This window comes from Sorangium sp. So ce296, assembly GCF_051529605.1.
GTDB classification, from domain to species: Bacteria; Myxococcota_A; Polyangia; order Polyangiales; family Polyangiaceae; genus Sorangium; species Sorangium cellulosum_D.
Map to the genome: position 1 here is coordinate 10,404,573 of NZ_CP150325.1, position 24,510 is coordinate 10,429,082.

Below are 24,510 nucleotides of genomic sequence, written 5' to 3' on the forward strand. Positions count from 1 at the left end.
TCGACTCGTCGGCCGGGGGGCCGGATTTGAACATGAAGGCGGGAAGGCGGGAAGAAAGATCATTGATCTTCCTGCCTTCCCGCCTTCATGGGAATCACTCCGGGGCAAATTGGGCCACCACCTCGGCCGGCGAGGCGCTACCCCGTCAGCGACTCCGCCTGCGCCGCGGCCACCCACTCCGCGAGCCCCGGGTGCCGCCACATCGTCTCGGCGTACTCCGCCGCGGCGCCCGTGAGCGGGACCGCGTACGTGCGGAGCCGCGTGACCACCGGGGCGAACATGGCGTCGGCGATCGTGAAATGCCCGAACAGGTAGTCTCCCTTGTCGCGGTGCGCCGCCCGGCACTCGCTCCAGATCGACGTCACGCGGCTGATGTCGGCGTCCGCCGCCGCGTCGTGCGCGATCGGGGCGATCTCCCGGCGAAGATCCATGGACATGGCGCTCCTCAGCGCCGCGAACCCGGAGTGCATCTCGCTCGACACCGACCGGGCCAGCGCGCGCGCCGCGCGATCGGCCGGCCAGAGCCGCGCCTCGGGGAAGAGCTCGGCGACGTACTCGCAGATCGCGAGGGAGTCCCAGAGGACGAGATCGCCGTGCCGCAGCGCCGGGACGCGCCCCGACGGCGAGCGCCGGAGGAGCGCCTCGCGCGAGCCCGGCTGATACAGCGCGATGACCTCCTCCGAGAACGGCGCGCCCGTGTGCTTCAGCGCGAGCCAGGCGCGGAGCGACCATGTCGAGTACGTCTTCGTACCAAGATACAGGACCAGCGGTTCCATGACACCTCCCGTCGGCTCGCCGCCCTGCGACGAACGCGGCGGGTTCTATCTCATGCGCTGGCGCGCGTCTCGTCCGAACGCGCCGCCGGCGCCTCGCCCACGAGCTGACCGAAGTCCATCTTGATCACGCGATCCGCCAGTCCGAAATACTTCTCATCGTGGCTGATGACGATGATCGTCTTGCCGCTCGACCGGAGCTCCGCGAGGATCTGGCGGTAAAAGACGTCCTTGAACACGGGATCCTGGTCCGCCGCCCACTCGTCGAACAGGTAGATCGGCCGGTCCTCCAGGTACGCCGTGAGCAGCGCGAGGCGCTTTCTCTGCCCCTGCGACAGCGACGTCGTCGAGAGCGCGCCCCCCTCGACAGACACCTTGTGATCGAGCTGCAGGCGAGAGAGATACCCCCGCGCACGCCGGGTGAGCTCCGGAGAGTCGAGCCCGATCAGGCGCTCGAACAGGTGGAAATCGAAGAACACCACCGAGAAGAGCTGCCGGTAGGCCTGCCGGTTCTTGTCCGTGATCGCCTCGCCGTCCAGCCGGATCTCGCCCGCCTCGGGCGTGTACAGGCCGGTGATCAGCTTCGCCAGCGTCGTCTTGCCGCTGCCGTTGCCGCCGACGAGGAAGATCAGCTCGCCGCGCCGCACGGTGAGGTGGATGGGGCCCAGCGTGAAGCTGTCGTCCTTGCCCTCGGACCGGTAGGCGTGGGTGACCCCGGCGAGCTCCAGCCGCTTCCACTTCTCGGGGAGCGCGGCCGGCGCCTCGGCCTCGCCCGCGTCGACCGCGAGGCCCGCGCCGAGGTCCTCGACCTTCTGCACGGCGATGCCCGCGCGGCTCAGCGCCGGGAGCGAGCCGATGAGGACCTGCATCGGCGTCATCAGGTAGAGGAGGATGATCGCATATCCGACGAGCGTCTCCGCGCTCGCCACCTGGAAGAGCGGCAGGACGAAGAGCGTCACGCCGATGATGGCGAACACCATCCCCTGGCCCCACCCGTTCGCGGCGGTGAGCGCGACCATGCCGCGCAGGTTGCTCGCGTGGACCGCCCCCGCCTCCTCGTCGAGCGACGTCGCGAGGAACGCCTCGCGGCGCCGCGCGTGGAGCTTCAGCTCCTTCACGCCGCGCGTGAGCGCGCGGAACGTCTTCATCAGCTCGTCGGTCGCCTCGCGCGCGCGGCGGAAGTGGCGAGTCGCCCGGCTCATCGGGAGCTGGTACCCGACGACGCCGAGGACGATGAGCGCGACCACCGAGGCCAGCATCGCCGGCGACAGCCACCCCAGGTAGAGGAGGCCGCCGACGACGATGACCAGGTTGATGCAGATGATCGGGATGTGCTGCAGCGTGGCGGTGATCACCGGGACGTCGTCCGTGAGCACCGTGAGCATCCGCGGCGGGCCGATCTCCTCGAGCTGGCGGAGCGGGGCGCCGAGGATCTTGCGGCAGATCTTCACCCGGAGATCGAAGAGCGCCCCCTGGCTGAGGCGCGTGAGCAGGATCTCCGAGTGGTACCGGGCGAACGGGAGCAAGAGGCAGACGGCGGCGAAGGCCCACATCACCGCGCCGCGCTCCCCCTGGAGCGCCTGGTTGATCAGCACGAGCAGCGCCGTGTTGCAGGCGCCGCAGAGTACCCCCGCGATGACCGCGAGGACGAGGATCCGCCGGGAGTAGCCGGCGATGAAGGCGACGAGCTTCATGGACGATCGGGGGTGGCGGGGCGCTCTCCCCGCGCCGGCGCGGCGCCGCGCGCGCGGGCGGCCGCGACGAGGATCTGGCCGAGCGAGATGCCGCCGTCGTTCGGGGGGACCAGCCTGTGGCAGTGCGGCGCGAGCCCCTCCCGCGAGAGGCGGCGGAGCGCGTTGATCACGACGAACTCGTTCATGAAGACCCCGCCGCTCATGACCACGCGGCGCACGTCGTACCGCTCGGCCAGGCGCAAGCACACGTTGGCGATCACATCCACCACCGTCGAGTGGAACCGGCGGCTGAGCTGTGCCGGCGTGGCGCCATGCTCCTCGGTCGCGCGCAAGAGATCGCGCACGAGCGGCCGGTAGTCGACGACGAGCCGGCCGTCCCGCTCCTCGATCCCGTAGTCGAGCGGGGGCGCGGTGCCGAAGTCCCGCTCGAGCAGCGCCTCCAGCTCGATGGCGGCCTGCGCCTCGTACTCGACCTCGTGGCAGACGCGGAGCAGCGACGAGACGCCGTCGAACAGCCGGCCCATGCTCGTCGTCGCCGTCGCGTTCAGCCGCCGCTGCGCCATCTTCACGAAGACGTCGCGGCGCTCCTCCGGGATGTCCGCGAGCGCCGGGACGCGGACCCCGCCGAGCTCGTCCCCGAACGTCTCGACGAGCAGCGAGATGGCGACGCGGATGGGCTCCTTGACCGCCTTGTCGCCGCCGAGGAGGTACATCGGCCGGAGGTGCCCGGCCCGCACGAAGTCGCGGTAGTCGCCGACCAGGAACTCGCCGCCCCAGATCGTGTTGTCGAGGCCGTAGCCCGAGCCGTCGAAGATGACGCCGATCACCCGCTCGTTCAGCCCGTTCTCCGCCATGCACGCCGCCATGTGGGCGTGGTGGTGCTGCACCGTCGTGACCTGCATACCGCTCCGGTCCTTCGCCGCCCGGGTGGAGCGGAACGCCGGGTGCATGTCGCAGGCGACCGTGTCCGCCTGCACGGACAGGAGCCGCTGGACGTGCGACGAGCAGTCGACGTGGGCGCCGAACGTCGAGTCGTTCTTCAGATCGCCGATGTGCTGGCTGATGAAGACCTGGTTGTCCTTGCCGACGGCGACGGTGGTCTTGAGCTCGCCGCCGAGGGCGACGACGGCGCCGACGCCCTGGGACAGGTGGATCGGGTACGGGGCGTAGCCGCGCGAGCGCCGGATGAAGGAGAGGAGCGGGCCGTCGAGGCCTTCCGCCTCGGTGAGCCGGACGACCGAGTCGTCGACGCGGGTGCGGATGTCGCGGTCGTGCAGGACGAAGTAGTCCGCGATGTCGCGCAGCTGCGCGAGCGCCGTGTCGTTGTCGAACGCGATCGGGTGTCCGGACAGGTTGCCGCTCGTCATGACGAGGACGTCGAGCGCCGGGTCCTCGAGCAGGAGGTAATGCAGCGGCGTCGACGGGAGCATGACGCCGAAGCTCGGGTTCCTGGGGGCGACCGCGTCGGGGAGGGAGCCGGGCCGCCGGCGCAGCAGCACGATCGGGCGCTGCCGGCTCTCGAGCAGCGCCCGCTCGGGCGGGCTGAGCGCGACGTAGCGGCTCGCCGCCTCGCAGTCGGCCACCATGATCGCGAACGGCTTGGCGTCGCGGCGCTTGCGCCGGCGTAGCTCCCGCACGGCCGCCTCGTTGCGCGCGTCCGCGACGAGGTGGAAGCCGCCGAGGCTCTTGACCGCGAAGAGCGCGCCCTCGCGCAGCCGGGCGATCGCGAAGCGGACCGGATCCTCGGCCGCGATCGGGGCGCCGAGCCGATCGGTGAGCGTGAGCCGGGGGCCGCACGCGGGGCACGCGTTCGGCTGGGCGTGGTAGCGCCGATCCTCGATGTCCTCGTACTCCCGCGCGCAGGCGGGGCACATCGGGAAGCTGCGCATCGTGGTCTGCGACCGGTCGTACGGCATCTCGCAGATGATCGAGTAGCGCGGCCCGCAGTGGGTGCAGTTGATGAACGGGTAGCGATGCCGGCGGTCCGCGGGGTCGCGCAGCTCCCGCAGGCAGTCGGCGCACACGTCCGAGTCGGGCGGGATGAGCGTGTCCGTGTAGCGCAGATCGACGCTGCCCTTGATGTGGAAGTCGTCGTACCGCGGGGCGGGCTCGGCCAGCGCCTCCTCGCGGACGGCCGTGATCCGGGCGAGCGGCGGCGGCGACTCGACGAGGGCGCGCAGGAACGACTGGATCTCGGCGTCGCCGGCCTGCAGCTCGAGCAGCACGCCCTGAGAGTCGTTGAGGACCCAGCCGCGCGCGCCGACGGCGCGCGCGAGCCGGTGCACGAACGGCCGGAAGCCGACGCCCTGGACGATGCCCGAGACCCGGAAGCGGCGGGTCACGAGGGCCGGCAGCGGCTCAGCAGAGTCGCGGGAGTTCGGCTCCATAGAGCTCCTCGATCAGGGTTTGGGTCCCATCGGGCTCGATCATGGAGACGGCCGGCGCCGGGGCGCTCTTGACCTCTCCGATGACCGCCGCGTTGCGGCCGTACGGGTGCGCGCGGAGGATCCCGAGCACGTCGCCCGCCTTGTCCGCCTCCACGAAGAGGCAGAGGCACCCCTCGTTGGCGAGGTGGATGAGGTTGATGCCGAGCATGTCCGCGGCCATGACGGCCTCCGGCAGCACGGGCAGCGCCGCGCGCGCGAACGAGAGCTCCGCGCCCGAGGCGCGGGCGAACTCGTGCAGGACGGCGCACAGGCCGCCGCGGGTCACGTCGCGGATCGCCGTGACGGCGCCCTGGGGGACGCCCCGGAGGACGGCGTCGATGAGGCCATTGAGCGGCGCGCAGTCGCTCTGCACCCGCTTCTCGAAGCCGAGGCCCTCGCGCACCGAGAGCAGGTGGATCGAGTGGTTGCCGAGCTGCCCGCTCACGATGATCTTGTTGCCGGGCTTCACGGCGCGGCTCACGAGCGGCGGGCGCTCGAAGACGCCCACGCCGGTCGTGTTCATGAAGAGCCGGTCGGCCTCGCCCTTGCCGACGACCTTCGTGTCGCCGGCGACGATCTTCACGCCGGCCTCCCGCGCCGCGTCGCGCGCCGACTCGAGGGCGCGGACGAGCGAGGCGATCGGGAAGCCGGTCTCGATGATGAGGCCCAGGGTCAGGTAAAGCGGCCTCGCGCCGCTCACCGCGAGATCGTTGACCGTGCCGCAGACGGCGACCTTGCCGATATCGCCGTTGCCGAAGAACAGCGGCGTGACCACGAACGAGTCCGTGGTCATGGCGATCCGGCCCGCGGGCACGTCGAGGATCGCGCTGTCCTCCATCGCGCCGATGTACGTGTCGCCGAGCGTCGCGGCGATCCGCTCGACGAGCTCCCGGCTCAGGCGGGCGCCGGTCCCGTGGTCGAGGACGACCTCTTCGTTCTCTCTCGCGTGTTCTTTCGTCATGTGAGGCTCCAGCGTTGACTCCGCAGGTGTGCGGTGAGGGGGTGTAAACGCGCGTAAAAGCGCGCAAGAGCGCGTAAAAGCGACGAGGCCGCCCGCCCCTCGGCCCCGTCGCGCGCCGTCAGCCGAGCAGCTCTTCCCGGCTCGGCAGGTCGTCGTTCTGGCGCAGGCGCTTGATGATCTCCGCGCCGGGCGCGATCGCGGCGCAGTACGACGCCATCCACTCGAGGGAGCGCTTCTTGTCCTCCTCCTTGAGCGAGAACACGCAGTCCTCGGGGACCCAGACCTTGTATCCGCGGAAGAACGCGTCCGCCGCCGTGGTCTGCACGCAGATCTGGGTCTGGATGCCGGTGACGAGCACCGTCTTGACGCCGAGCTCCTTGAGCTTGTCGTCGAGGGGCGTCTCGTAGAAGCCGCTGTCGCGGCCCTTGACCATCACGAGGTCGGACGGATGGACGAAGTCCTTGATCAGCTCGGCGTTCGGCGTCCCCTTGATCGCGGGGATCTCCTTGCCGCGGAAGCGCCGCTGGATCTGCGGATCGTTGGGATCGTTGATGAGCTGGAGGTGGACGACGACGTGCCCCAGGGCGCGGATGGCGCCGAGGAACATGTTGAATTGCGGCGCCACCCGGGTGAGGAGCTCGCGACCTCCAGGCATCTTGTCGATGAACTCGTACTGAAGGTCGTTGGTGAGCACGGCGATGTTGGGCATGATGGTCCTCTTCGATTCGGTTGATGGATTCGAGACGAGTCGGTCAAAGGCCCTTGCCGGCGACGGGCGCGGCAGGGCGGTGAAGCGCGGCGGCGCGAGCGCCGATCACCCGGGCGGCCCGGCGGCGCCCTCGCGGTCCGCGCCGGCGTCGGCCTCGAGCAGCGCCGCCCGGATGCGCTCGGCGAGCGCGCCGACGCGCGGCTTGCGGAGCAGCGTGTAGTGATCGCCGGCCGCGACGTGGCTCCTCAGGCCGGGCGCCCACCTGGCCCAGGCGGGCCGCGGGTCGCGGCGCGGCGAGGCCTCGGCGCGGAAGAGCTCCACCCGGGCCGACACCGCGCCGGGGGCGTAGCGCGCGAGCAGCGCCGCGTTCCGCTGGAACACGTCGAGCAGCGCCTCGAGCTCGGCGAGCGTGGTGCCGCGGGGCAGGGCGCCGAGCTCCTGCGCGCGCTCGAGCAGCCACGCGGCGTGGGGCGCGCCGTCGCCCAGCTCGGCGAGCGCCGCGGCGGCCGACGCGCCCGAGATCCCCGCGAGATCCGCGGCGAGCTGCGCGATCGGCGGGAGCTCGTCGCCGGGCTCGTCGAACGGCGGCAGGTACGCGTCGAGGAGGACGACGGCGGCCACGCGGCGCCCGCCGCGCTCGAGGACGCGGGCCATCTCGAAGGCCACGACGCCGCCCATCGACCAGCCGCCGAGGAGGTACGGCCCCTCGGGCTGGACGCGGCGGAGCTCCTCGCAGTACGCCTCGGCCATCTCGCCGACGCTGCCGAGCGGCCGTGGGGGGGTCTCCAGCCCGTACGACTGGATGCCGTAGAAGGGGCGCTCGTCCCCGAGCGCGGCGGCGAGGTCGGCGTAGCAGAGGACGTTGCCGCCCACGGGGTGCACGAAGAAGAGCGGCGGGCGCGCGCCCCGCGTGTGGAGCGGGACCACGACCGAGGCGCGGCCCGGCGGCGCGCCGCCCCCGTCGCGCAGGAGCGCCGCGAGGCCCTCGACCGTGGGCGCGCGGAAGAGGCTGGTGAGCGGCAGATCGCGGCCGAAGCGGCCGCGGATCTCGGTCATGAGCCGCACGGCGAGCAGCGAGTGCCCGCCGAGCGAGAAGAAGTCGTCGGTCACGCCGACGCCGGGCGCGCCGAGGAGCTCCTCGAACAGGGCGCAGAGCTCGAGCTCGAGCCGGGTCCGCGGCGGCACGCGCGCGCCCTCCGCGAGCGCCGCGAGCGCCGCGGGCGCGGACGCGGCGAGCGCCCGGCGATCGATCTTGCCGCTCGGCGTCTGCGGCCACCGCTCGACGGGCACGAGCGCCGGCGGGACCATGTAGTCGGGCAGCCGAGCGGCGAGGAAGCGGCGCAGCGCGTCGGCGTCGGCGCGCCCGCCGCGCGGGATGAAGAAGCCCGCGAGCCGCACGTCGCCGGGCGCGTGCTCCCGGGTGACCACCGCCGCCTCGGCCACGTCCGGGTGGGACGCGAGCACGGCCTCGATCTCGCCGAGCTCGATCCGGAAGCCGCGGATCTTGACCTGCTCGTCGAGGCGGCCGAGGAAGTCGATCTCGCCGTTCGGCAGCCACCGCACGAGGTCGCCCGTGCGGTAGAGCCGCGCGCCCTCGGCCTCGGGGAACGCCGCGCGCACGAAGCGGGCGGCGGTGAGGTCGTCGCGGTTCAGGTAGCCGCGCGCGAGGCCGACGCCGCCGATGTGGAGCTCGCCGGGGATGCCGACGGGCGCCGGCTGGCCGCGGCCGTCGAGCACGTAGACCTGCGTGTTCGGCAGCGGGCGGCCGATCGTGGGCCGCGCGACGTCGGCGGTGTACTCGGCCGACGTCGCGAGCACCGTGGCCTCGGTGGGGCCGTAGCCGTTGAGGAACCGCCGGCCCCGCGCCCACCGCCGCGGCAGCTCCACCGGGCACACCTCGCCGGCGACGCACAGGACGCGCAGGTCGGGGAGCGTGTCGAAGCCGACCGCCATGAGGGCCGAGGGCGTCAGCATCGCGATCTGGATGCGCTCCTGGCGCAGGAGATCGATGAGCCCGGGCCCGGGCATGAGCGCCTCGGCGCGCGCGAGGCAGACGACGCCGCCGGCGGAGAGCGGCACGAAGATCTCCATCACGGAGACGTCGAAGCTGAGCCGGGTGAACTGGAGGACGCGCGTCCCCGGCTCGACGCCGAGCTGCTTGCGCTGCGCCTCGGCGAAGGCGGAGAGCGAGCGGTGCTCGATGAGCACGCCCTTGGGGCGCCCCGTCGAGCCGGAGGTGTAGATGACGTAGGCGAGGTCCTCGGGGAGCGCGCCGGCGTCCGGATCGTCGGCCCGCTCGTGGGGGAAGGCGGGCTCGCTCTCGTCGAGCCGCACGACCGGAGGCAGCGCCGCGGGCAGCGCCTCGAGGAGCTCCGGCTGGGCGATGAGCAGCGCGGGGCGCGCGTCCTCGAACATGAAGGCGAGCCGATCGCGCGGGTAGGTCGGGTCGAGCGGCACGTACGCGCCGCCGGCCTTCAGCACCGCGAGGAGCGCCACGATCATGTTGGGCGAGCGCGGCATGCACACGCCGACCAGCGCGCCGCGCCGCACGCCGCGGGCGCGGAGGTGGTGCGCGAGCTGGTTGGCCCGGCGGTTCAGCTCGCCGTAGCTCACCGCCGCGCCCTCGAAGAGGAGCGCGGTCCGCTCGGGGGCCGCGCCGGCCTGCGCCTCGAACAGGCGGTGCGCGCACGCGGCCTGAGGGGCGGGCTGCGCCGCGCCGCCGTCGCTGAACGTCCGCACGACGAGATCGCGCTCCTCGCGGCCGAGCAGCGGCAGGTCGCTGACGCGCAGCTCGGGCCGCGCGGCGCTCGCCGCGAGCAGGGCCTCGAGGTGGCCTCGCCAGCGCTCGATCGTGGACCTATCGAACAGCTCGGCGCTGAACTCGATGCCGCCGGAGATGTCCGTTTCGCCCTCCTCCAGCGCGAGCAGGAGGTCGAACTTCGCGGTCGCGGTGTCGACCTCGAACGGCGAGGCCTCGAGCCCCCCGAGCGCGCGCGGCCGCTCCGGCGCGCCCTGGAACGCGAAGGCGGCCTGGAAGAGCGGCGTGCGGCCGAGGTCGCGCTTCACCTGAAGGGCGTCCACCACCTGCTCGAACGGGACGTCCTGGTGCTCCTGGGCCTCGAGCGTCACCTGCCGGACCCGCCGCACGAGCTCGGCGAACGTGGGGTCGTCGTCGACGCGCACGCGGAGGACGAGCATGTTCACGAAGAAGCCGATGAGCGGCTCCATCTCGACCTGCGTGCGCCCGCCGGTCGGCGAGCCGACGGCCACGCCGGCGCGGCCCGTGTACCGGTGCAGGAGGGCGACGTAGCCGGCGAGGAGCACCATGAACATCGTCGCCCCCTCGCGTCGGCCGAGGGCGCGGAGCGCCTCGACGAGCGGCGCGGACAGGCGCACGGGGACGGTGTCGCCGCGGTGGGAGAGGGCGCCGCCGCGCGGCCGGTCGGTGGGGAGCTCCAGCGGCTCGAGGTCGGCCAGCGCGCGCTTCCAGTACTCGAGCTGGCCGCGCCACGCGTCGGCCTGGGCGCGCTGCCAGATCGCGACGTCGGCGACCTGCACCGGGAGGGGCGGCAGGTCCGGCGCGCGGCCCGCGCGCGCGGCCTCGTAGCAGGCGGACAGCTCGCGGAGCAGGACGGGGATCGAGCCGCCGTCGCAGGCGACGTGGTGCGCGGTGACGAGGAGCGCGTGCTCCTCGTCGGCGAGGCGGAACAGCGCCGCGCGGAGGGGCGGGCCCGCGGCGAGGTCGAACGGCCGGCGCGCCTCCTCCTCCGCCGCGCGCCGCGCGGCCCGCGCCCGGTCCTGCGGCGGGACGCGGGACAGGTCGACGTGGCGCAGCTCGATCCGGGCCTCGGGGAGCACGACCTGGATCGGCTGGCCGCCGCGCACCTCGAACCGGGTCCGCAGCACCTCGTGGCGCGCGACGATCTGCTCGAGGCTCCGCGCGAGCGCGGCGCGATCGAGCGGGCCGCGGAGCATGACCCCGATCGGCATGTTGTAGACCGCGGTGCCCGGCTGGAGCGCCTCGACGAACCAGAGGCGCTGCTGGGCGGGGGAGAGCGGCGCGTCGGCGCCGCGGTGCGCCGGGCGGAGCGGCCGGGGCGCGGCGCGGCGCCCGTCCTGCTTCGCCCGATCGATGCGCTCGGCGAGGGCGGCGATCGTCGGCGCGTCGAAGGCGGCGCGCAGCGGCAGGTCGACGCCGAACAGGCGCCGCGCGCGCGCGACGACCTGCACGGCGAGGAGCGAGTGGCCGCCGAGCGCGAAGAAGTCGTCGGTCGTCCCGAGGCCGTCTCGGCCGAGGACCTCGCCCCACACGCCAGCGAGGGCCTGCTCGGTCGGCGTCGCCGGCGCGCGCTCCGGGAGGGCCGCGGGGGCGGGCCGGCTGGGCGCCGGGAGCGCCTTGCGGTCGACCTTGCCGTTCGGGTTGAGCGGCCAGGCGTCGAGCTCGACGAAGGCGGACGGGACGAAGGGCTCCGGGAGCCGCTCGGCGACGAACGCCCGCAGCGCCTCGGCGTCGAGCGGCCGCCGGGCGAGGACGTAGGCGACGAGCCAGCGGCCGGCGGGGCCGTCGTCGCGCGCGAGCACGAGCGCCTCACGGACGTCCGGGTGCGCGGCGAGCGCGGCCTCGGTCTCCGCCGGCTCGATGCGGAAGCCGCGGATCTTCACCTGGTGATCGAGACGGCCGAGGTACTCGAGCTCGCCGCTCGCGAGCCAGCGCGCGCGGTCGCCGGTGCGGTACATGCGCGCGCCGCGGGCCTCGTCGAGCGGGCAGGGGACGAACCGCTCGGCCGTGAGCTCGTCGCGCCCGAGGTAGCCGCGCGCGACGCCCGCGCCGGCGATGTAGATCTCGCCGGCCACGCCGACGGGCACCGGCTGCCTGCGGGCGTCGAGCACGTAGACCTGGGTGTGATCGATCGGCCGGCCGATCGTGGGGCGCGCGTCGGCGGTGACGGTCGCGCCGGTCGAGTACGTCGTGGTCTCGCTGGGGCCGTAGAGGTTGAGGAGCCGGCCGACGTGCGGCAGCGCGAGCACGTCGCGCGCGAGCGAGGCGCGGAGCGGCTCGCCGGCGAGGCACACGGTCCGCACGGAGGCGGGGATGCCCGAGGCCGCGAGCAGCGCCGCCGCGGCGGACGGCACGGTGTTGAGGAGCGTGACCTCGCCGGCGCGCCGGAGGGCGGGCAGCGCGAGCGCGTTGTCGGCGAGGACGACCTTGCCGCCCCAGCAGAGCGGCACGACGAGCTCGAAGACCGAGAGGTCGAAGCACGTGGACGTGGACGCGAGCACGCCGGCGAGCTCCTCGTCCGAGAACGCCCGCCGCGCCCACCACGCGAGCGCGACGGCCTGGCGGTGCTCAATCACGACGGCCTTGGGCCGGCCCGTCGAGCCGGAGGTATAGATGAGGTAGGCCGCCTGGTCCGGCCGCCCCGGCTCGAGGGGGGCGAGCGGGGCGAGCGGCGCGGCGGCCTCGTCCGCCGCGATCTCGTCGAGCAGCAGGACCTCGGACGACCCGGCCGGCACGAGCCCCGAGAGCGCGCGCTCGGTCACGAGCAGGTGCGCTGCCGCGTCCTCCAGGATCACCGCGAGCCGCTGGCGCGGGTAACCCGGGTCGAGCGGCACGTGGACGCCGCCGGCCTTGAAGATGGCCCAGAGCGCCACGACCAGGTCGAGCGTCCGCCGCACGCACAGGCCCACGCGCACCTCGGGCCCCACCCCGAGCGCGCGCAGGCGCTGCGCGAGCGCGTCGGCGCGGCGGCGGAGCTCGCCGTACGTGAGCTCGCCGCCGTCGGAGACCACGGCCACGGCGTCGGGCGACCGCTCGGCCTGCGCGTCGAAGAGCTCGTGCAGGCACGCGGCGGGCGGCGGCGGCGCGCTCGTGGCGTTCCACGAGACGAGCACCTCGTTCCGCTCGGCCGGCGTGAGGAGCGGGAGCTCGCCCACGCGCGCCGACGTCGCCGCGGCGGCGGCGCGCAGGATCGTCTCGTAGTGCCCCGCGAGCCGCGCGACGGTCGCGGGGTCGAACAGGTCGAGATCGAACTCGAGGGCGCCCTCGATGACGTCGCCGGTCTCGGTGAGGAAGAGCGTCAGGTCGAACCGCGCCTGCTCGACGTCGAGCTCGACCGGCGACACCTCGACGCCCGGCAGCGAGAGCGCGGGCGGGGGGACGTTCTGGAGCGCGAACATCACCTGGAACAGCGGGTTCCGGCGGAGATCCCGCTCGACGGCGAGCGCGTCGACGACGAGCTCGAAGGGGAGATCCTGGTGGGCGTACGCCTCGAGCGCGTCCGCCTTCACGCGGCCGACGAGCTCCTCGAAGCTCGGGTCGCCGTCGAGCCGCGCGCGCAGGACGAGCGTGTTGACGAACAGCCCGATGAGCGGCTCGATCTCGGCCCGCCCGCGGCCCGCCACCGGCGTGCCGACGCAGAAGTCCTCCTGGCCGCTGTAGCGGTGGAGCAGCGCCTCGAAGCCGGCGAGGAGCGTCATGAACAGCGTGGCCCCGAGCTCCTGGCTCCGGCGCCGGAGCGCGGCGGTGAGGTCGCGCGGCAGCTCGAACCGGTGCGTGCGCCCGCGGGACGAGCGCGCCGCGGGGCGGGGGCGGTCCGTGGGCAGCTCCAGCGGCGGCGCGCCGTCGAGCCGGCGGCGCCAGACCTCCCGCTCGGCCTGGAGCAGGTCCTGGGTGAGCTCCTGCCGCTGCCAGGCGGCGTAGTCGGCGTACTGGATCGGCAGCGGGCGGAGCCGCGGCTCCTCCTTGCGCGCGAACGCCTCGTAGGCCGCGGTGAGCTCGCCCGCGAGCACGCCGAGCGACCACCCGTCCGAGGCGATGTGGTGGAGCGTGACGAGCAGCACGTGGTCGTCGGGCGCGAGCCGGAAGAGCGCCGCGCGCAGGAGCGGCCCCTGCGAGAGATCGAACGGCCTCGCGGCCTCCTCCGACGCGCGGCGCCGCGCGGACGCCTCCCGCTCGGGCGCGGGGAGCCCCGAGAGGTCGACGAGGGGGAGGGGCCACGCCTCCGGCGCGCCGTGGAAGCGCTGGACCGGGCGGCCGTCGACGGCGTGCAGCGTGGCGCGCAGGGCCTCGTGCCGCCGGACCACCGCCGCGATCGCGCGGCCGAGCGCCTCCGGGTCGAGCGCGCCGCGCAGGCGGAGCGCCGCCGGCACGTTGTACGTGGCGCTCTCCGGCTCGAGCTGATCGAGGAACCAGAGCCGCTGCTGCGCGAACGAGAGCGCCACCTCGCCCTCGCGCGGCGTCGGCGAGATCGGCCGGGGCGCAGGGCGCGCGCCCCCCTGGGCCTGCCGCTCGACGAGCGCGGCGAGCCGGGCGACGGTCGGCGCCTCGAAGATCCACCGGACGGCGACGTCGACGCCGAGCACGTCGCGCAGGCGGGCCGCCGCGCGGGTGGCCGAGAGCGAGTGCCCGCCGATCGCGAAGAAGTCGTCGTGCGCGCCGACGCGCTCGACCCCGAGGACGGCGCGCCACACCTCGGCGATCGCCTGCTCGAGGCCGGTGCGCGGCGCCGTCCGCGCCGCGAGATCGCCCGCGGCGCCCCACGCGGGCGCGGGCAGCGCCTTGCGGTCGACCTTGCCGTTCGCGCTCAGCGGGAGCGCGTCGAGCGGGACGATCGCCGCCGGGATCATGTACGCCGGCAGGCGCGACGAGAGCTGCTCCTTGAGGGCGCCCGGATCGAACGACGGGGCCTCCGGGACCACGTACGCGACGAGCCGCGGGTCGCCCGGCGCGTCCTCGCGGGCGACCACGACGACATCGCGGATCCCCGCGCACCGCGCGGTCGCCGCCTCGATCTCGCCGAGCTCGATGCGGAAGCCGCGGAGCTTGATCTGGTGGTCGATCCGCCCGAGGAACACGAGCTCGCCGCCCGGCAGGCGCCGCACCAGGTCGCCCGTCCGGTACAGGCGCGCGCCCGCGCCGGGCGCGAACGGATCCGGCAGGAACGCCGCCGCGGTGCGCTCGGGGTCGTGGAGGTAGCCCCGGCCGACGCCGTCGCCGCCGACGTAGAGCTCGCCGGCGACGCCGAGCGGCACGGGCCGCCGCCGCCGATCGAGCACGTAGAGCTGCGTGTTCTGGATCGGGAGGCCGATCGGCACGTACGCCGCGTCCTCGGGCGGGGGCTCGGCGAGGACGTGCTGGGCGACGTCGTCCGAGCACTCCGTCGGGCCGTAGGCGTTCATCAGCGGGATCTGCGGGAAGAGCGCGAGCCACCGCCGCGCGAGATCGGGCGGGAGCGCCTCGCCGGTGAGGACGAGCCACCGCAGGCCCTCGAGGCGCGGCCGGAAGCTCGGGCGCGACTCCAGCTCGTCGAGCGCCCCGCGCAGGAGCGACGGCACGATCTCCAGGACGGTGATGCCGAGGTCGCCCACGGCCTCGAGGAGGCGCGCCGGGTCGGTCGCGATCTCGTCCGGCACGAGCCGGCACGTCCCGCCCGCGAGCAGGGCGCAGAGCAGCTGCCACACCGAGATGTCGAAGCTGACCGGCGCGGTCTGCGCGACGACGTCCGACGGTCCGAGCCCGAGGGAGCGCACCTTCGCGAAGAGGTGGTTCAGCATCCCCCGGTGCTCGACCATCGCGCCCTTGGGCGCGCCGGTCGATCCCGACGTGAAGATGACGTAGGCGAGGTGCTCCGGCCGCGCGCGGGCAGGCGCTTCGTCGGGCGCGGCCGCGCCTTCGGCGAGCAGCTCGCCCGCCGAGAGCGCCTCGGGCGCGGCGGCGCACGCGGCGACGATCTCGTCCCGCAGCGCGCCCGGGATCGCGTCGCCCACGAGGAGGGGAGGGCCGCCCGCCCGCGTGAGGATGTCGGCGTTGCGCCGCGCCGGGTGCGCCGGGTCGAGCGGCACGTACGCGCCCGCCGCCTTGAAGGCCCCGAGCGCGAGCACCAGGAAATCGAGATCGCGGCGCGTCAGCAGGGCGACAAGGCGATCCGGGCCGACGCCGCGCGCCGCGAGCGCGCGCGCCACCTGATCGGAGAGGCGGTCGAGCTCCGCGTAGGAGAGCCGGAGGTCGCCGCAGGCGGCGGCGAGCCGGTCGGGCGTGCGGGCGGCCTGCTGCCGGAAGAGGTCGTGGAAGCAGACGCCCTCCGGGACGGGCGACGCGGTGTCGTTGCAGCCCGCGATCAGGTACCGCTCCTCGTCCGGCGGGAGCAGCGCGAGCTCGTCGATCGGCCGGTCCGGATCCTCGGCGGCGGAGCGGAGGAGCACCTCGAGGTGGCCGGCCATGCGCTCGATCTCGTCGCGCGCGAAGCGATCCTCGCGGTACTCGAGCGCGGCCGCGAGCTCGCCGCGCTCGCCATCGAAGCGGGCCACGCTGAGCCCCAGGTCGAACTTCGCGGTGCCCTCCACGGCCCCGTCCGGCGACCAGAGCACGGGGCGCCACAGCGCCCCCTCGGCGCCCGCGGGCGGCTCCGAGACGCTCTCCAGCACGAAGCTCGCCTGGACCAGCGCGTCCCGCTCGCCCGGGCGCCCGGCGCCGGCGGCGCGCGCGACCTCGTCGAACGGCAGCTCGGCGTGCTCCATCGCCTCGGCCATGGTCCGGCGCACGCGGCGGACGAGCTCGCGGTACGTCGGCCTGCCGGAGAGATCGACGCGCAGGACGACCGTGTTCGCGAAGAAGCCGACGATCTCCTGGTGCTCGGGGCGGCTCCGGTTGGCGACGACGACGCCGATCCCGAAGTCCTCCTGCCCGGTCGTGCGGTGGAGCAGCGCCGCGTACACGGCGGCGAGGGCGACGAAGAGCGTCGCGTTCTCCGCCCGCGCGGCGGCGAGCGCCGCCTCGACGTGCGGCGCGGACAGCGAGAACCGGACGGTCCCGCCGGCGAAGGGCGACGCCGCCGGGCGCCGTCGCTCGGCGCCGAGATCGAGCCGCGGCAGCCCCTCGAGCTTCGCCTTCCAGTGCGCCCGCTCCGCGTCCATGCGCGCCAGCGCGACCCGCTGCGCGCGCGCGTAGCCGTCGTACCCGGGGGCCGGCCCCAGCGCCGCTCCGGCGCGGCCGGCCGCGCGCGCGGCGTAGGCCGCCGCGAGGTCGCGCACGAGCACCTCGATCGATCGGCCGTCGGTCACGAGGTGGTGCTGCGCGAAGAGCAGCACGTGGTGGCGCTCGCCGAGCGAGACCAGGCACACCCGCGTCAGCGGCCCCTCCTCGAGCGCGAACGGCCGCTGCCCCCATTCGGCGGCCAGCGCGCGCAGGCGCTCCTCGGCCCCCGCCGCCTCGACGCGCGCGCGGGCGAGGGGCACCGCCACCTCGGGGAGCACGATCTGCCGCGGCTCCCCGCCGATCTCGCGGAACACGGTGCGCAGCGCCGGATGCCGGCGGACCACGGCCGCGAGGCTCTCCTCGAGCTTCGCCTCATCGAGCGCGCCGACGATCCGCGCGCCGAACACCACGTGATAGAGCGGGCTCTCCGGCGCGAATTTGCAGAAGAACCAGAGGCGGAGCTGGTGGGACGAGAGCTCGACCGGCTCCCCCGCCGCCGCGGGCGGCGCGGCGGGCGACTCGGCCCGCGCCGGCGCCTCGAGCGCCCCCGCGAGCGCCGCCGCGAGCTCCTCGACCGTGGCCGCCTGCCAGAGCAGCTGCGCCGGCACCGGGACACCGAGCAGGTCCTCGAAGCGCGCCTGCAGCTCGATGCTCGCCAGCGAGTCGAGCCCGAGCGCCATGAGCTTCGAGGTCGGCGCGATGCTCCCGGCGTCCACGCGGGCGAGCCGGGCGAGCTCCTCGCGCGCCGCCTCGACGAGCAGGGCCGCCCTCCCCGCGGCGGGCACCGCGCGCAGCGCGAGCCGCAGCATCCGCGCCGGATCTGCCGCCGGCCGCGCCGGCTCCGCCGCCGCGCCGGCCGGCGCCTCCGGGGACAGCGACGCGACCAGCGCCTCGAGCGTCCCGTCGCGGAACCCCTGGGCGCACGCGTGCCGCTGGATCTTGCCGCTCGACGTCTTCGGGATCGTGCGCGGCCGGAGCAGCAGCACCGCGTGCGGCTGCACGTCGTGCTCCCTGGCGACGGCGGACCGCACCGCCTCCACCGCGTCCGGCGGCGGCTCGCCCCCGCCCCGCGCGTCGATCTCGGCCGCGATCCCGAGCCGCTCTTCCCCGCCGACCTCGATCGAGAACGCCGCGCAGCAGCCGGGGCGAACGCGCGGGTGCGCCGCCTCCACCGTGCGCTCGATGTCGTCGGGGTACAGGTTCCGCCCGCGGATGACGATGAGGTCCTTGATGCGCCCGGTGACGAACAGCTCTCCGCCCGCGAGGAACCCGAGATCCCCGGTGCGCAGGTACGGCGTGGCGTCGTCGCCCGCGAGGCGCGCGCCGAACGTGCGCGCCGTCTCCTCGGCGCGGCCCCAGTACCCGCCGGCGACGCTCGGGCCGGCGACCCAGATCTCGCCGATGTGCCCGTCCGCCACGCGCTCGCCGCCCTCCGGCGACACGACGGCCACGCGCGCCCGGGGCGCCCCGGACGACACGAGCCGCCGCGCGCCCGCCAACGCCGGGTCCACCTCGAGCGAGACCCCGCGCGCGAGCGCGCCGGCGTCGACGCTCACGCACGCGGGCGGCGCGGCGCGGAGGCCCCCGGAGACGAACAGCGTCGCCTCGGCGAGCCCGTAGCACGGGTAGAACGCCTCCCGGCGGAAGCCGCACGGCGCGAACGTGGCCGCGAACCGGTCCAGGGTCTCGGCGCGGACCGGCTCCGCGCCGTTGAACGCCACCGTCCAGGAGCGGAGGTCGAGCGCCGCCAGGTCCTCGGGCGTCGCCTTGCGCGCGCAGAGGTCGTAGGCGAAGTTCGGCCCGCCGCTCGTCGTGGCGCGGAAGCGCGAGATCGCCTTGAGCCACCGCATCGGCCGCTCCAGGAACGCGAGCGGCGACATCAGCGTGCACGGGAAGCCGACGAAGATCGGCTGCAGCACCTTGCCGATCAGCCCCATGTCGTGGAAGAGCGGCAGCCACCCGACGCCCGACGAGCCCGCGTCGTGCTCGAAGCCGGCGAGGATGGCGCGCTCGTTGGCCATCACGTTCGCGTGGCTCACCATCACGCCCTTCGGGTGCCCGGTGGAGCCGGACGTGTACTGGAGGAACGCGAGCGTCTCCCCGGAGATCGCCGGCGGCCTCCACGCCGAGGCCGCGCCGGGCTCGAGCGCGTCGGTGGCGATCCAGCGGAGCTGTCCGAGCTCCGGCGCCTGCTGCCCGAGGGCCTCCGCCATGGAGGCGATCATCGCCGTCGAGAGGACGAACCTCGCGCCCGCGTCGCGGGCGATCGCGCGGAGCCGCGGCAGGGTGCGAGCCATCTGCGCGGGGTTCGGCGGGTACGTGGGGACCGCGATGACGCCGGCGTAGACGCAGCCCATGAACGCCGCGATGAAGTCGAGCCCCGGCGCGTAGAGGAGCAGCGCGCGCTCTCCGGCGCCCCCGGCCGCCTGGAGCGACGCCGCGATGCCCAGCGCGCGGACGTGGAGATCGCGGTACGTCCACGCCTCGGCGCCGCCGTCCACGTCTCCGGTCGTCAGGAACCGGAACACCAGGGCATCGCCCTGGGCCTCGGCGCGCAGCCGAAGGAGATCCACCAGGGTCGCGCAGCGATCCAGATCACCCACCAAAACACCGCTCATCGAAAAGCTCCCGCGCTCTCTCGCCCTCTGCGAAGCCCGCCCGGCGTCAGCGCGTCATGTCGAAGAAGTCGTCGATCCACGTCACGTCGCCCGCGGCCTCGGCGCGGGCGTAGGCCCACCGCGCCACCGCGAGATCGAGGATCCCCATCCCGAACGGCGAGAACACGATCGGCCTCGTCCGCGGTGCCGCGCACCGCCCGAGGAGCACCTCGGCGATCGTCCCCGTGACGAAGTCGCGCCGGCCGGACTCCTGCTCTGCCAGGTGGAGCGAGGTGCCGGCGCTCAGCACGTGCTCGACGCTGTCGACCACGTTGAACGAGGAGCGGACGATGCTCGGCGACAGGTCGCGCAGAGACAGGTGCAGCACGACCGGGTTGTGGGAGAACCAGCCCGCGTCGTGGACGTGCGGCGTCGCCGCCGAGGTCGTGAAGACGAGCAGATCGCTCCGCCGCACCACGGTCTCCAGGTCCTTCGCGACGCGGATCTCGCGGCGCTCGTCCGGCCCGAAGGCGGCCGCGCGGAACCGCTCGGGCTCGGCGGGGTTCGTGTCGAACAGGAGCACCTCGGGGATCTCCCAGCCGAGGCGCGACAGGAACGAGACCACGTACCGGGCGATGAGCCCGGTCCCGACGATTCCGAGCGAGCGCGCGCGCCGCCCCCCGGACAGCGCCGCCGCCGCGGAGACCGCGGACGCCGCGGTGCGCGCCGCCGAGATGATCGATCCCTCGAGGCACGCGAACGGATACCCATTGTCCGCGCGGTTCAGGACGATCACCGCCGACGCCCGGGGGATGCCCTGCCGGACGTTCGCCGGATAGCTGGCGATCCACTTGATCCCCGACACGGGCTCTCCGCCGCCGAGGTGGGCCGGGAGCGCGATGATCCGCGCGTCCGGCCGGTCGGGGAAGCGGAGGAAATAGCTGTTCGGACAGACCACCTCACCGCGGTGGCCGGCGAGGTACGCGCCCTCGACCGCCTCGACGCACTCCTCGGGGCTCTCCTCGATGAGGCGACGGATGACATTGCCAGAGACCACACCAAAGCGCATCGATCATCCCTCGGCGTATCGCGACGCCCACGCAGGGTTGTAAACGGTGTCGAGATAAGGCACGCCGCGGTCCGCGCAGAGGAACAGGACCCTCGGCCTCGTGAGGCCGGTCGCCCGGCCGAAATAGCGCTGGATCGCCGCGTAGACCGTCCCCGTCGAGCCGCCGACGAGCAGCCGGTGGCGGTCGAGCATCGTCCGGCACGCGGCGATCGACTCCACCTCTGGGACGATCACGACGTCGTCGATCAGCGCCTCTCGCAGGAGGTCGGGCACGACCCCCGCGCCGATCCCCGGGATGCGGCGCGGCCGCGGCGGTCCGCCGAAGATCACCGACCCCTCGGCGTCCACCGCGACGATCTTCACCCCGCGGAAGTGCTCCTTCAGGCGCCGCGACAGCCCGGCGACCGTCCCCGCCGAGCTCACGGCGACGAACACGAAATCGAGCTCCGTGAACGCCTCGCAGATCTCCCGGCCCGTCGTGTGGAAATGGGCCATCATCCCGTCGGGGTTCTTGTACTGGTTGGGCCAGTAGGCCCTCGGGAGCGAGGCGCAGAGCGACTGCACGCGGGCGAGCCGCGTCTTGAGGAACCCCCCCGTGTCGTCCCGCTCCTCGACCTTCACGACCCGCGCGCAGAGCGAGCGGAGCACGTGCTCGTTCACCGCGGAGATGTGGGGATCGATCACGGGGATGTAGTCGAGCCCGAGGAGCTGCGCGTACGCGGCGAGCGCGATGGCGAAGTTGCCGGACGACGACTCCACCACCGTCGTCCGCGGGTCGATCTCGCCGCGCTCGATCGCCGACTTCAGGATCCAGAGCGCGGGGCGGTCCTTGATGCTCCCGACCGCGCTGCAGTACTCGAGCTTGACGAAGAGCTCGAGGCGCTCGTGGTCGAGCCGCACGACCGGCGTCTCGCGGAGCATGCTGACGAGCGTGGCCGCCCGCGAGAGGAGTTGTTCTTGATGAAGCATGCAGGCTTTACCACCCTCAAGGCGCTGGACAGGCACCCACGAACTAGGCCTCTCTCGGGCGCAGCGACACGAGCCGCTGCGACCAGAGCCCCTCGATCTCCAGGACCGCCTTCTGCATGCGCGCGGGCTCGCCGGCGCCGGCCTCCGCGAGCAGCTCGCCGATCGAGCGCGCGCCGTCCGCGCGCATCAGCGCCTCGCCCACGTCGGGCGACACGCTCGCCCGCGCGCCGGCGTCGTACGTGTTCCGCAGCTCGAAGACCGAGGCCGCGCGATCCATCGCGACGAACCTGTGGATCTGGTCCACGCGGACGTGCCTCGGGATCTCGAGCGCGAGCGTCGCGAGGTCCTCCCACGTCCACGGCCGCTTCTCGACGAAGTAGTCGCCGATCGCGAGGTAATGGAGCCCGGTCGTCAAGAAGCTCGTCACCACGTCGTGCGCGGAGTCGACGATCGGCTCCACGTTGTTGTTGAACGAGGTGTTGAGCAGCACCGGCACGCCGGTCCGGTCCTTGAACGCCTTGAGGAGGCCGTAAAACCGCGGGTTCGACCGCTGCGACACCGTCTGGACGCGCGCCGTGCCGTCCACGTGCGTCGTCGCCCCGAGGACGCTCCGCTTGTCCTCCCGGACCTTGAGCACGAAGATCATGAAGGGGAACTCGCCCTCTCCGGCCGGGAGCTCGAAGAACTCGCGCGCGTCCTCCGCCAGCACGGCGGGCGCGAACGGGCGGTAGGCCTCGCGCTTCTTGACCATCGCGTTCACGAGGTCCTTGTTCGCGGCCGGCCGCGGGTCGGCCAGGATGCTGCGGTGTCCGAGCGCCCGGGGCCCGAACTCGGACCCGCCCTGCGCCCAGCCCACGGCGGCCCCGCCGGCGATGACGTCGGCGACGCGCCCCGGCAGATCCGCGGCGCGCTCGCTCCGGACGAAGCGGGACCAGCCGGCGAGCTCGCGGCCGATCTCCGCATCTTCGCCGACGTCGCTGCCCCAGAACACGTGCTCGAGCCGCCGCCGCGACGTGAGCGCCCCCGCGGCGAGGTTCGTGTGCAGCGCGGCCCCGAGCGCGCAGCCCGCGTCGTGCGCCGCCGGCTGCACGAAGACGCGCTCGAACAGGCCCGAATAGAGGATCTTCCCGTTCATCGTGCAGTTGTGCGCGACGCCGCCGGCCAGGCACAGCCGCGTCTTGCCCGTCGCCTCGCGCTGGTGGCGGAGCACGTGCAGCGCGATCGCCTCCAGCGCCTCCTGGAGCGACGCCGCGACGTCGCGGTGCTGCTGCGTGAACGGGCCGCCCTTCTGGCGCACCTCGATCACCTGCGCGAGCGCGCCCACGCGGTCGCGGTACACCTCGTAATCGCCGTCCGGCAAGAGCGCGTAGAGCGCGCTCATCTGCGCGCGGTACCGCGCGGGATCGCCGTACGGCGCGAGTCCCATCACCTTGTACTCGTCGAACACGCCGTAGCCGAGGAGGTTGATCACCGCGACGTAGAAGTTCCCGAGCGACTTCGACTCTGCCATCGTCGACAGGACGTCGATCCGGTCGCCCGAGCCCACGGCCACGAGCCCGGACAGGAAGTCTCCCGATCCGTCGATCGCCACGATCAGGCTGTCGTCGAAGCCCGACAGGAGATAGGTGCTCGCCGCGTGCGCCTGGTGGTGCGGGACGAAGACGATCTTGTCCCGGTCGATCGGGCGCCCGAAGCCCTGGCCGAGCTTCGCCGCGAGCAGCGTGCGCGCGTCGATGCGCGGCAGCGCGCCGCCGGTCAGGAGGCGCACCCGCGCGAGGAGCGCGTTGCAGTACTCCTCGCTCGCGTAGAACGCGATCCGGTCCACCCGGTCGATGTCGACGCCGCGCCGGGCGAGGCAGAAGCGGATCGCCTCCATCGGGAACTTGTTGGAGTGCTTGATGCGGTTGAGCCGCTCCTCCTCGATCCCCGCGACCACCTCTCCGCCCTCCACCAGCACGGCCGCGCCGTCGTGCGTGAAGCTCTGCGGGATGTCGTACATCTCCTCGTGGGCGAAGCTCAGCCCGCCTGAGAGCCCCAGCGTCAGCATGTCTCCTCCTTGCCGCTCGCGCTCATCGCGCCATCGAGCCACGGCGACGACGCCGCGCCGTCGAACTCGCCCTCTCCGAGCGCGCGCCGCCCGTGGGCGCGCTCGATGACGGCGTTCACCTCCGGTCCGAGCGGGCCGAAGACGACCTCCTTGCTCAGCCGCTCGAGGACGCTGTCCCCGGCGTACGCGCGCGCGCCGACGATGCCGCGCGCCGCCGCGACGATCTCCTCGGCGCACCTCGTCCCGCCGTACTTCGCCGCCCCGGCGAGCTCGTAGAGCCCCGGGAGCCGCTCGGCGCGGTCCCGCGCGCCGCGGATCGCGCCCATCGCCTCGCCCGCCTCGCGGACCGCCGCGCACGCGGCGCGGTAGCGGATCACGAGGCGCCCGACGTCGACGACCATGCCGTCCAGCTCGGCGAGCGGCGCGCCCTCCCGGGCGCGGACCGTCCGGAGGAACCGGCGCGACTCCTCGATCGCCCGGGCCGCGGCGCCGAGGTAGAGCGATGGAATCAGCGCCTGGTGCCAGACCATCTCGAACAGGAGGAGCTGAATCACCTCCGGCGCCTGGCCGCCGAGCAGGAAATCCTCCTCGGGCACGAAGAGGTCGTGAAAGACGATCCGGCGCGTGTCGGAGTCGATCATCGCGTCCGGGAACAGGTAAGGGCCGATCTCCACCGCCGCGTTGCCGCGCGGCCGTGTCATCAGGACCGCGGGGAAGCCCTCCTCGAGCGCGGTCGTGAAGATGAGGAGATCCCCCTCGGTCGCGAGCGACGTGTACGACGCGGCGCCGCTCACCACGTATCCGCCGTCGACCTTCCGGGCCCGCGTCCCCACCGCGCCCACGCGGTCTCCGTGCACCCGCGAGTTCGTGTTGGCGACGAGCCGGCGCTCCTCGACGATCTCGGCGAGCAGCGCGCGCCGCCGCGCGTCGAGCCGCTCGTCGTCGCCGATGGGGAAGGTGGCTATCGCGGAGCTCACGTAAAAGTGGTTCTCCACCGCGAGCGCGACCGCCGGGGAGACGCCCCCGAGCCGGTGCAGCACGTGCGCGCACGCGCGGAACAGGCCCGCCGCGTCCCCCTCGTAGACGAGCCCCAAAAACGGCAGATCCGTCGACCGGAACACCCGGTAGAAGGCCGGGAGATCCCTGTCGGCGAGCGCCTTCTTCAGCGCGTCCTCCGCGAGCTCCGTTTGCCGCGCGAGGTCGATCCGCGGGCGCGCCCGGCGCCCGGCGCCCATGATCATGTCATTCGAGCTCACCGCTCTTCTCCTTGCATCCGTGCTGTTTCAACCCCG

General features: G+C 73.8%; 10 protein-coding genes. All 10 read right to left on the reverse strand.

From position 1 onward, the window contains the following. Positions 1–137: 137 nt before the first annotated feature. A complete protein-coding gene (locus WME98_RS38715; protein ID WP_061623547.1) occupies positions 138–776 on the reverse strand; it encodes a glutathione S-transferase family protein in 639 nt (212 codons plus the stop codon). A gap of 50 nt (positions 777–826) precedes the next feature. After that, a complete protein-coding gene (locus tag WME98_RS38720) occupies positions 827–2,467 on the reverse strand; it encodes a cyclic peptide export ABC transporter (protein WP_437946751.1) in 1,641 nt (546 codons plus the stop codon). Continuing rightward, positions 2,464–4,854, reverse strand: a complete 2,391-nt coding sequence (hypF, locus tag WME98_RS38725; protein ID WP_437946752.1) for a carbamoyltransferase HypF — start codon at positions 4,852–4,854, stop codon at positions 2,464–2,466. Before hypF ends, WME98_RS38720 begins: the two co-directional genes overlap by 4 nt. After that, positions 4,826–5,854, reverse strand: a complete 1,029-nt coding sequence (hypE, locus tag WME98_RS38730; RefSeq protein ID WP_437946753.1) for a hydrogenase expression/formation protein HypE — start codon at positions 5,852–5,854, stop codon at positions 4,826–4,828. The genes hypF and hypE overlap by 29 nt, the downstream gene beginning before the upstream one ends. Before the next feature lie 118 nt (positions 5,855–5,972). Then, positions 5,973–6,563 carry a cysteine hydrolase family protein gene (locus WME98_RS38735; RefSeq protein WP_437319836.1) on the reverse strand — a complete coding sequence of 197 codons (591 nt, stop codon included), beginning with the start codon at positions 6,561–6,563 and terminating at the stop codon, positions 5,973–5,975. A 105-nt stretch (positions 6,564–6,668) separates the two neighbouring features. Beyond that, entirely contained in the window at positions 6,669–19,139 is a 12,471-nt protein-coding gene (locus WME98_RS38740; protein ID WP_437946754.1) for an amino acid adenylation domain-containing protein, read from the reverse strand. 61 nt (positions 19,140–19,200) lie between these two features. Then, positions 19,201–20,202 (reverse strand): 2,3-diaminopropionate biosynthesis protein SbnB, encoded by a 1,002-nt coding sequence (gene sbnB, locus WME98_RS38745; protein ID WP_437946755.1) that lies wholly within the window; start codon positions 20,200–20,202, stop codon positions 19,201–19,203. Positions 20,203–20,205: 3 nt separating this feature from the next. Further along, positions 20,206–21,171, reverse strand: coding sequence for a 2,3-diaminopropionate biosynthesis protein SbnA (sbnA, locus tag WME98_RS38750; protein WP_437946756.1), 966 nt, complete (start codon positions 21,169–21,171; stop codon positions 20,206–20,208). A gap of 43 nt (positions 21,172–21,214) precedes the next feature. Next, positions 21,215–23,218: a carbamoyltransferase family protein gene (locus WME98_RS38755; RefSeq protein ID WP_437946757.1), complete on the reverse strand. Its 2,004-nt coding sequence runs from the start codon at positions 23,216–23,218 to the stop codon at positions 21,215–21,217. Continuing rightward, on the reverse strand, positions 23,212–24,474 hold the full coding sequence (locus WME98_RS38760) for an acyl-CoA dehydrogenase family protein (protein ID WP_437337603.1): 1,263 nt from the start codon (positions 24,472–24,474) through the stop codon (positions 23,212–23,214). The genes WME98_RS38755 and WME98_RS38760 overlap by 7 nt, the downstream gene beginning before the upstream one ends. Positions 24,475–24,510 lie beyond the last annotated feature (36 nt).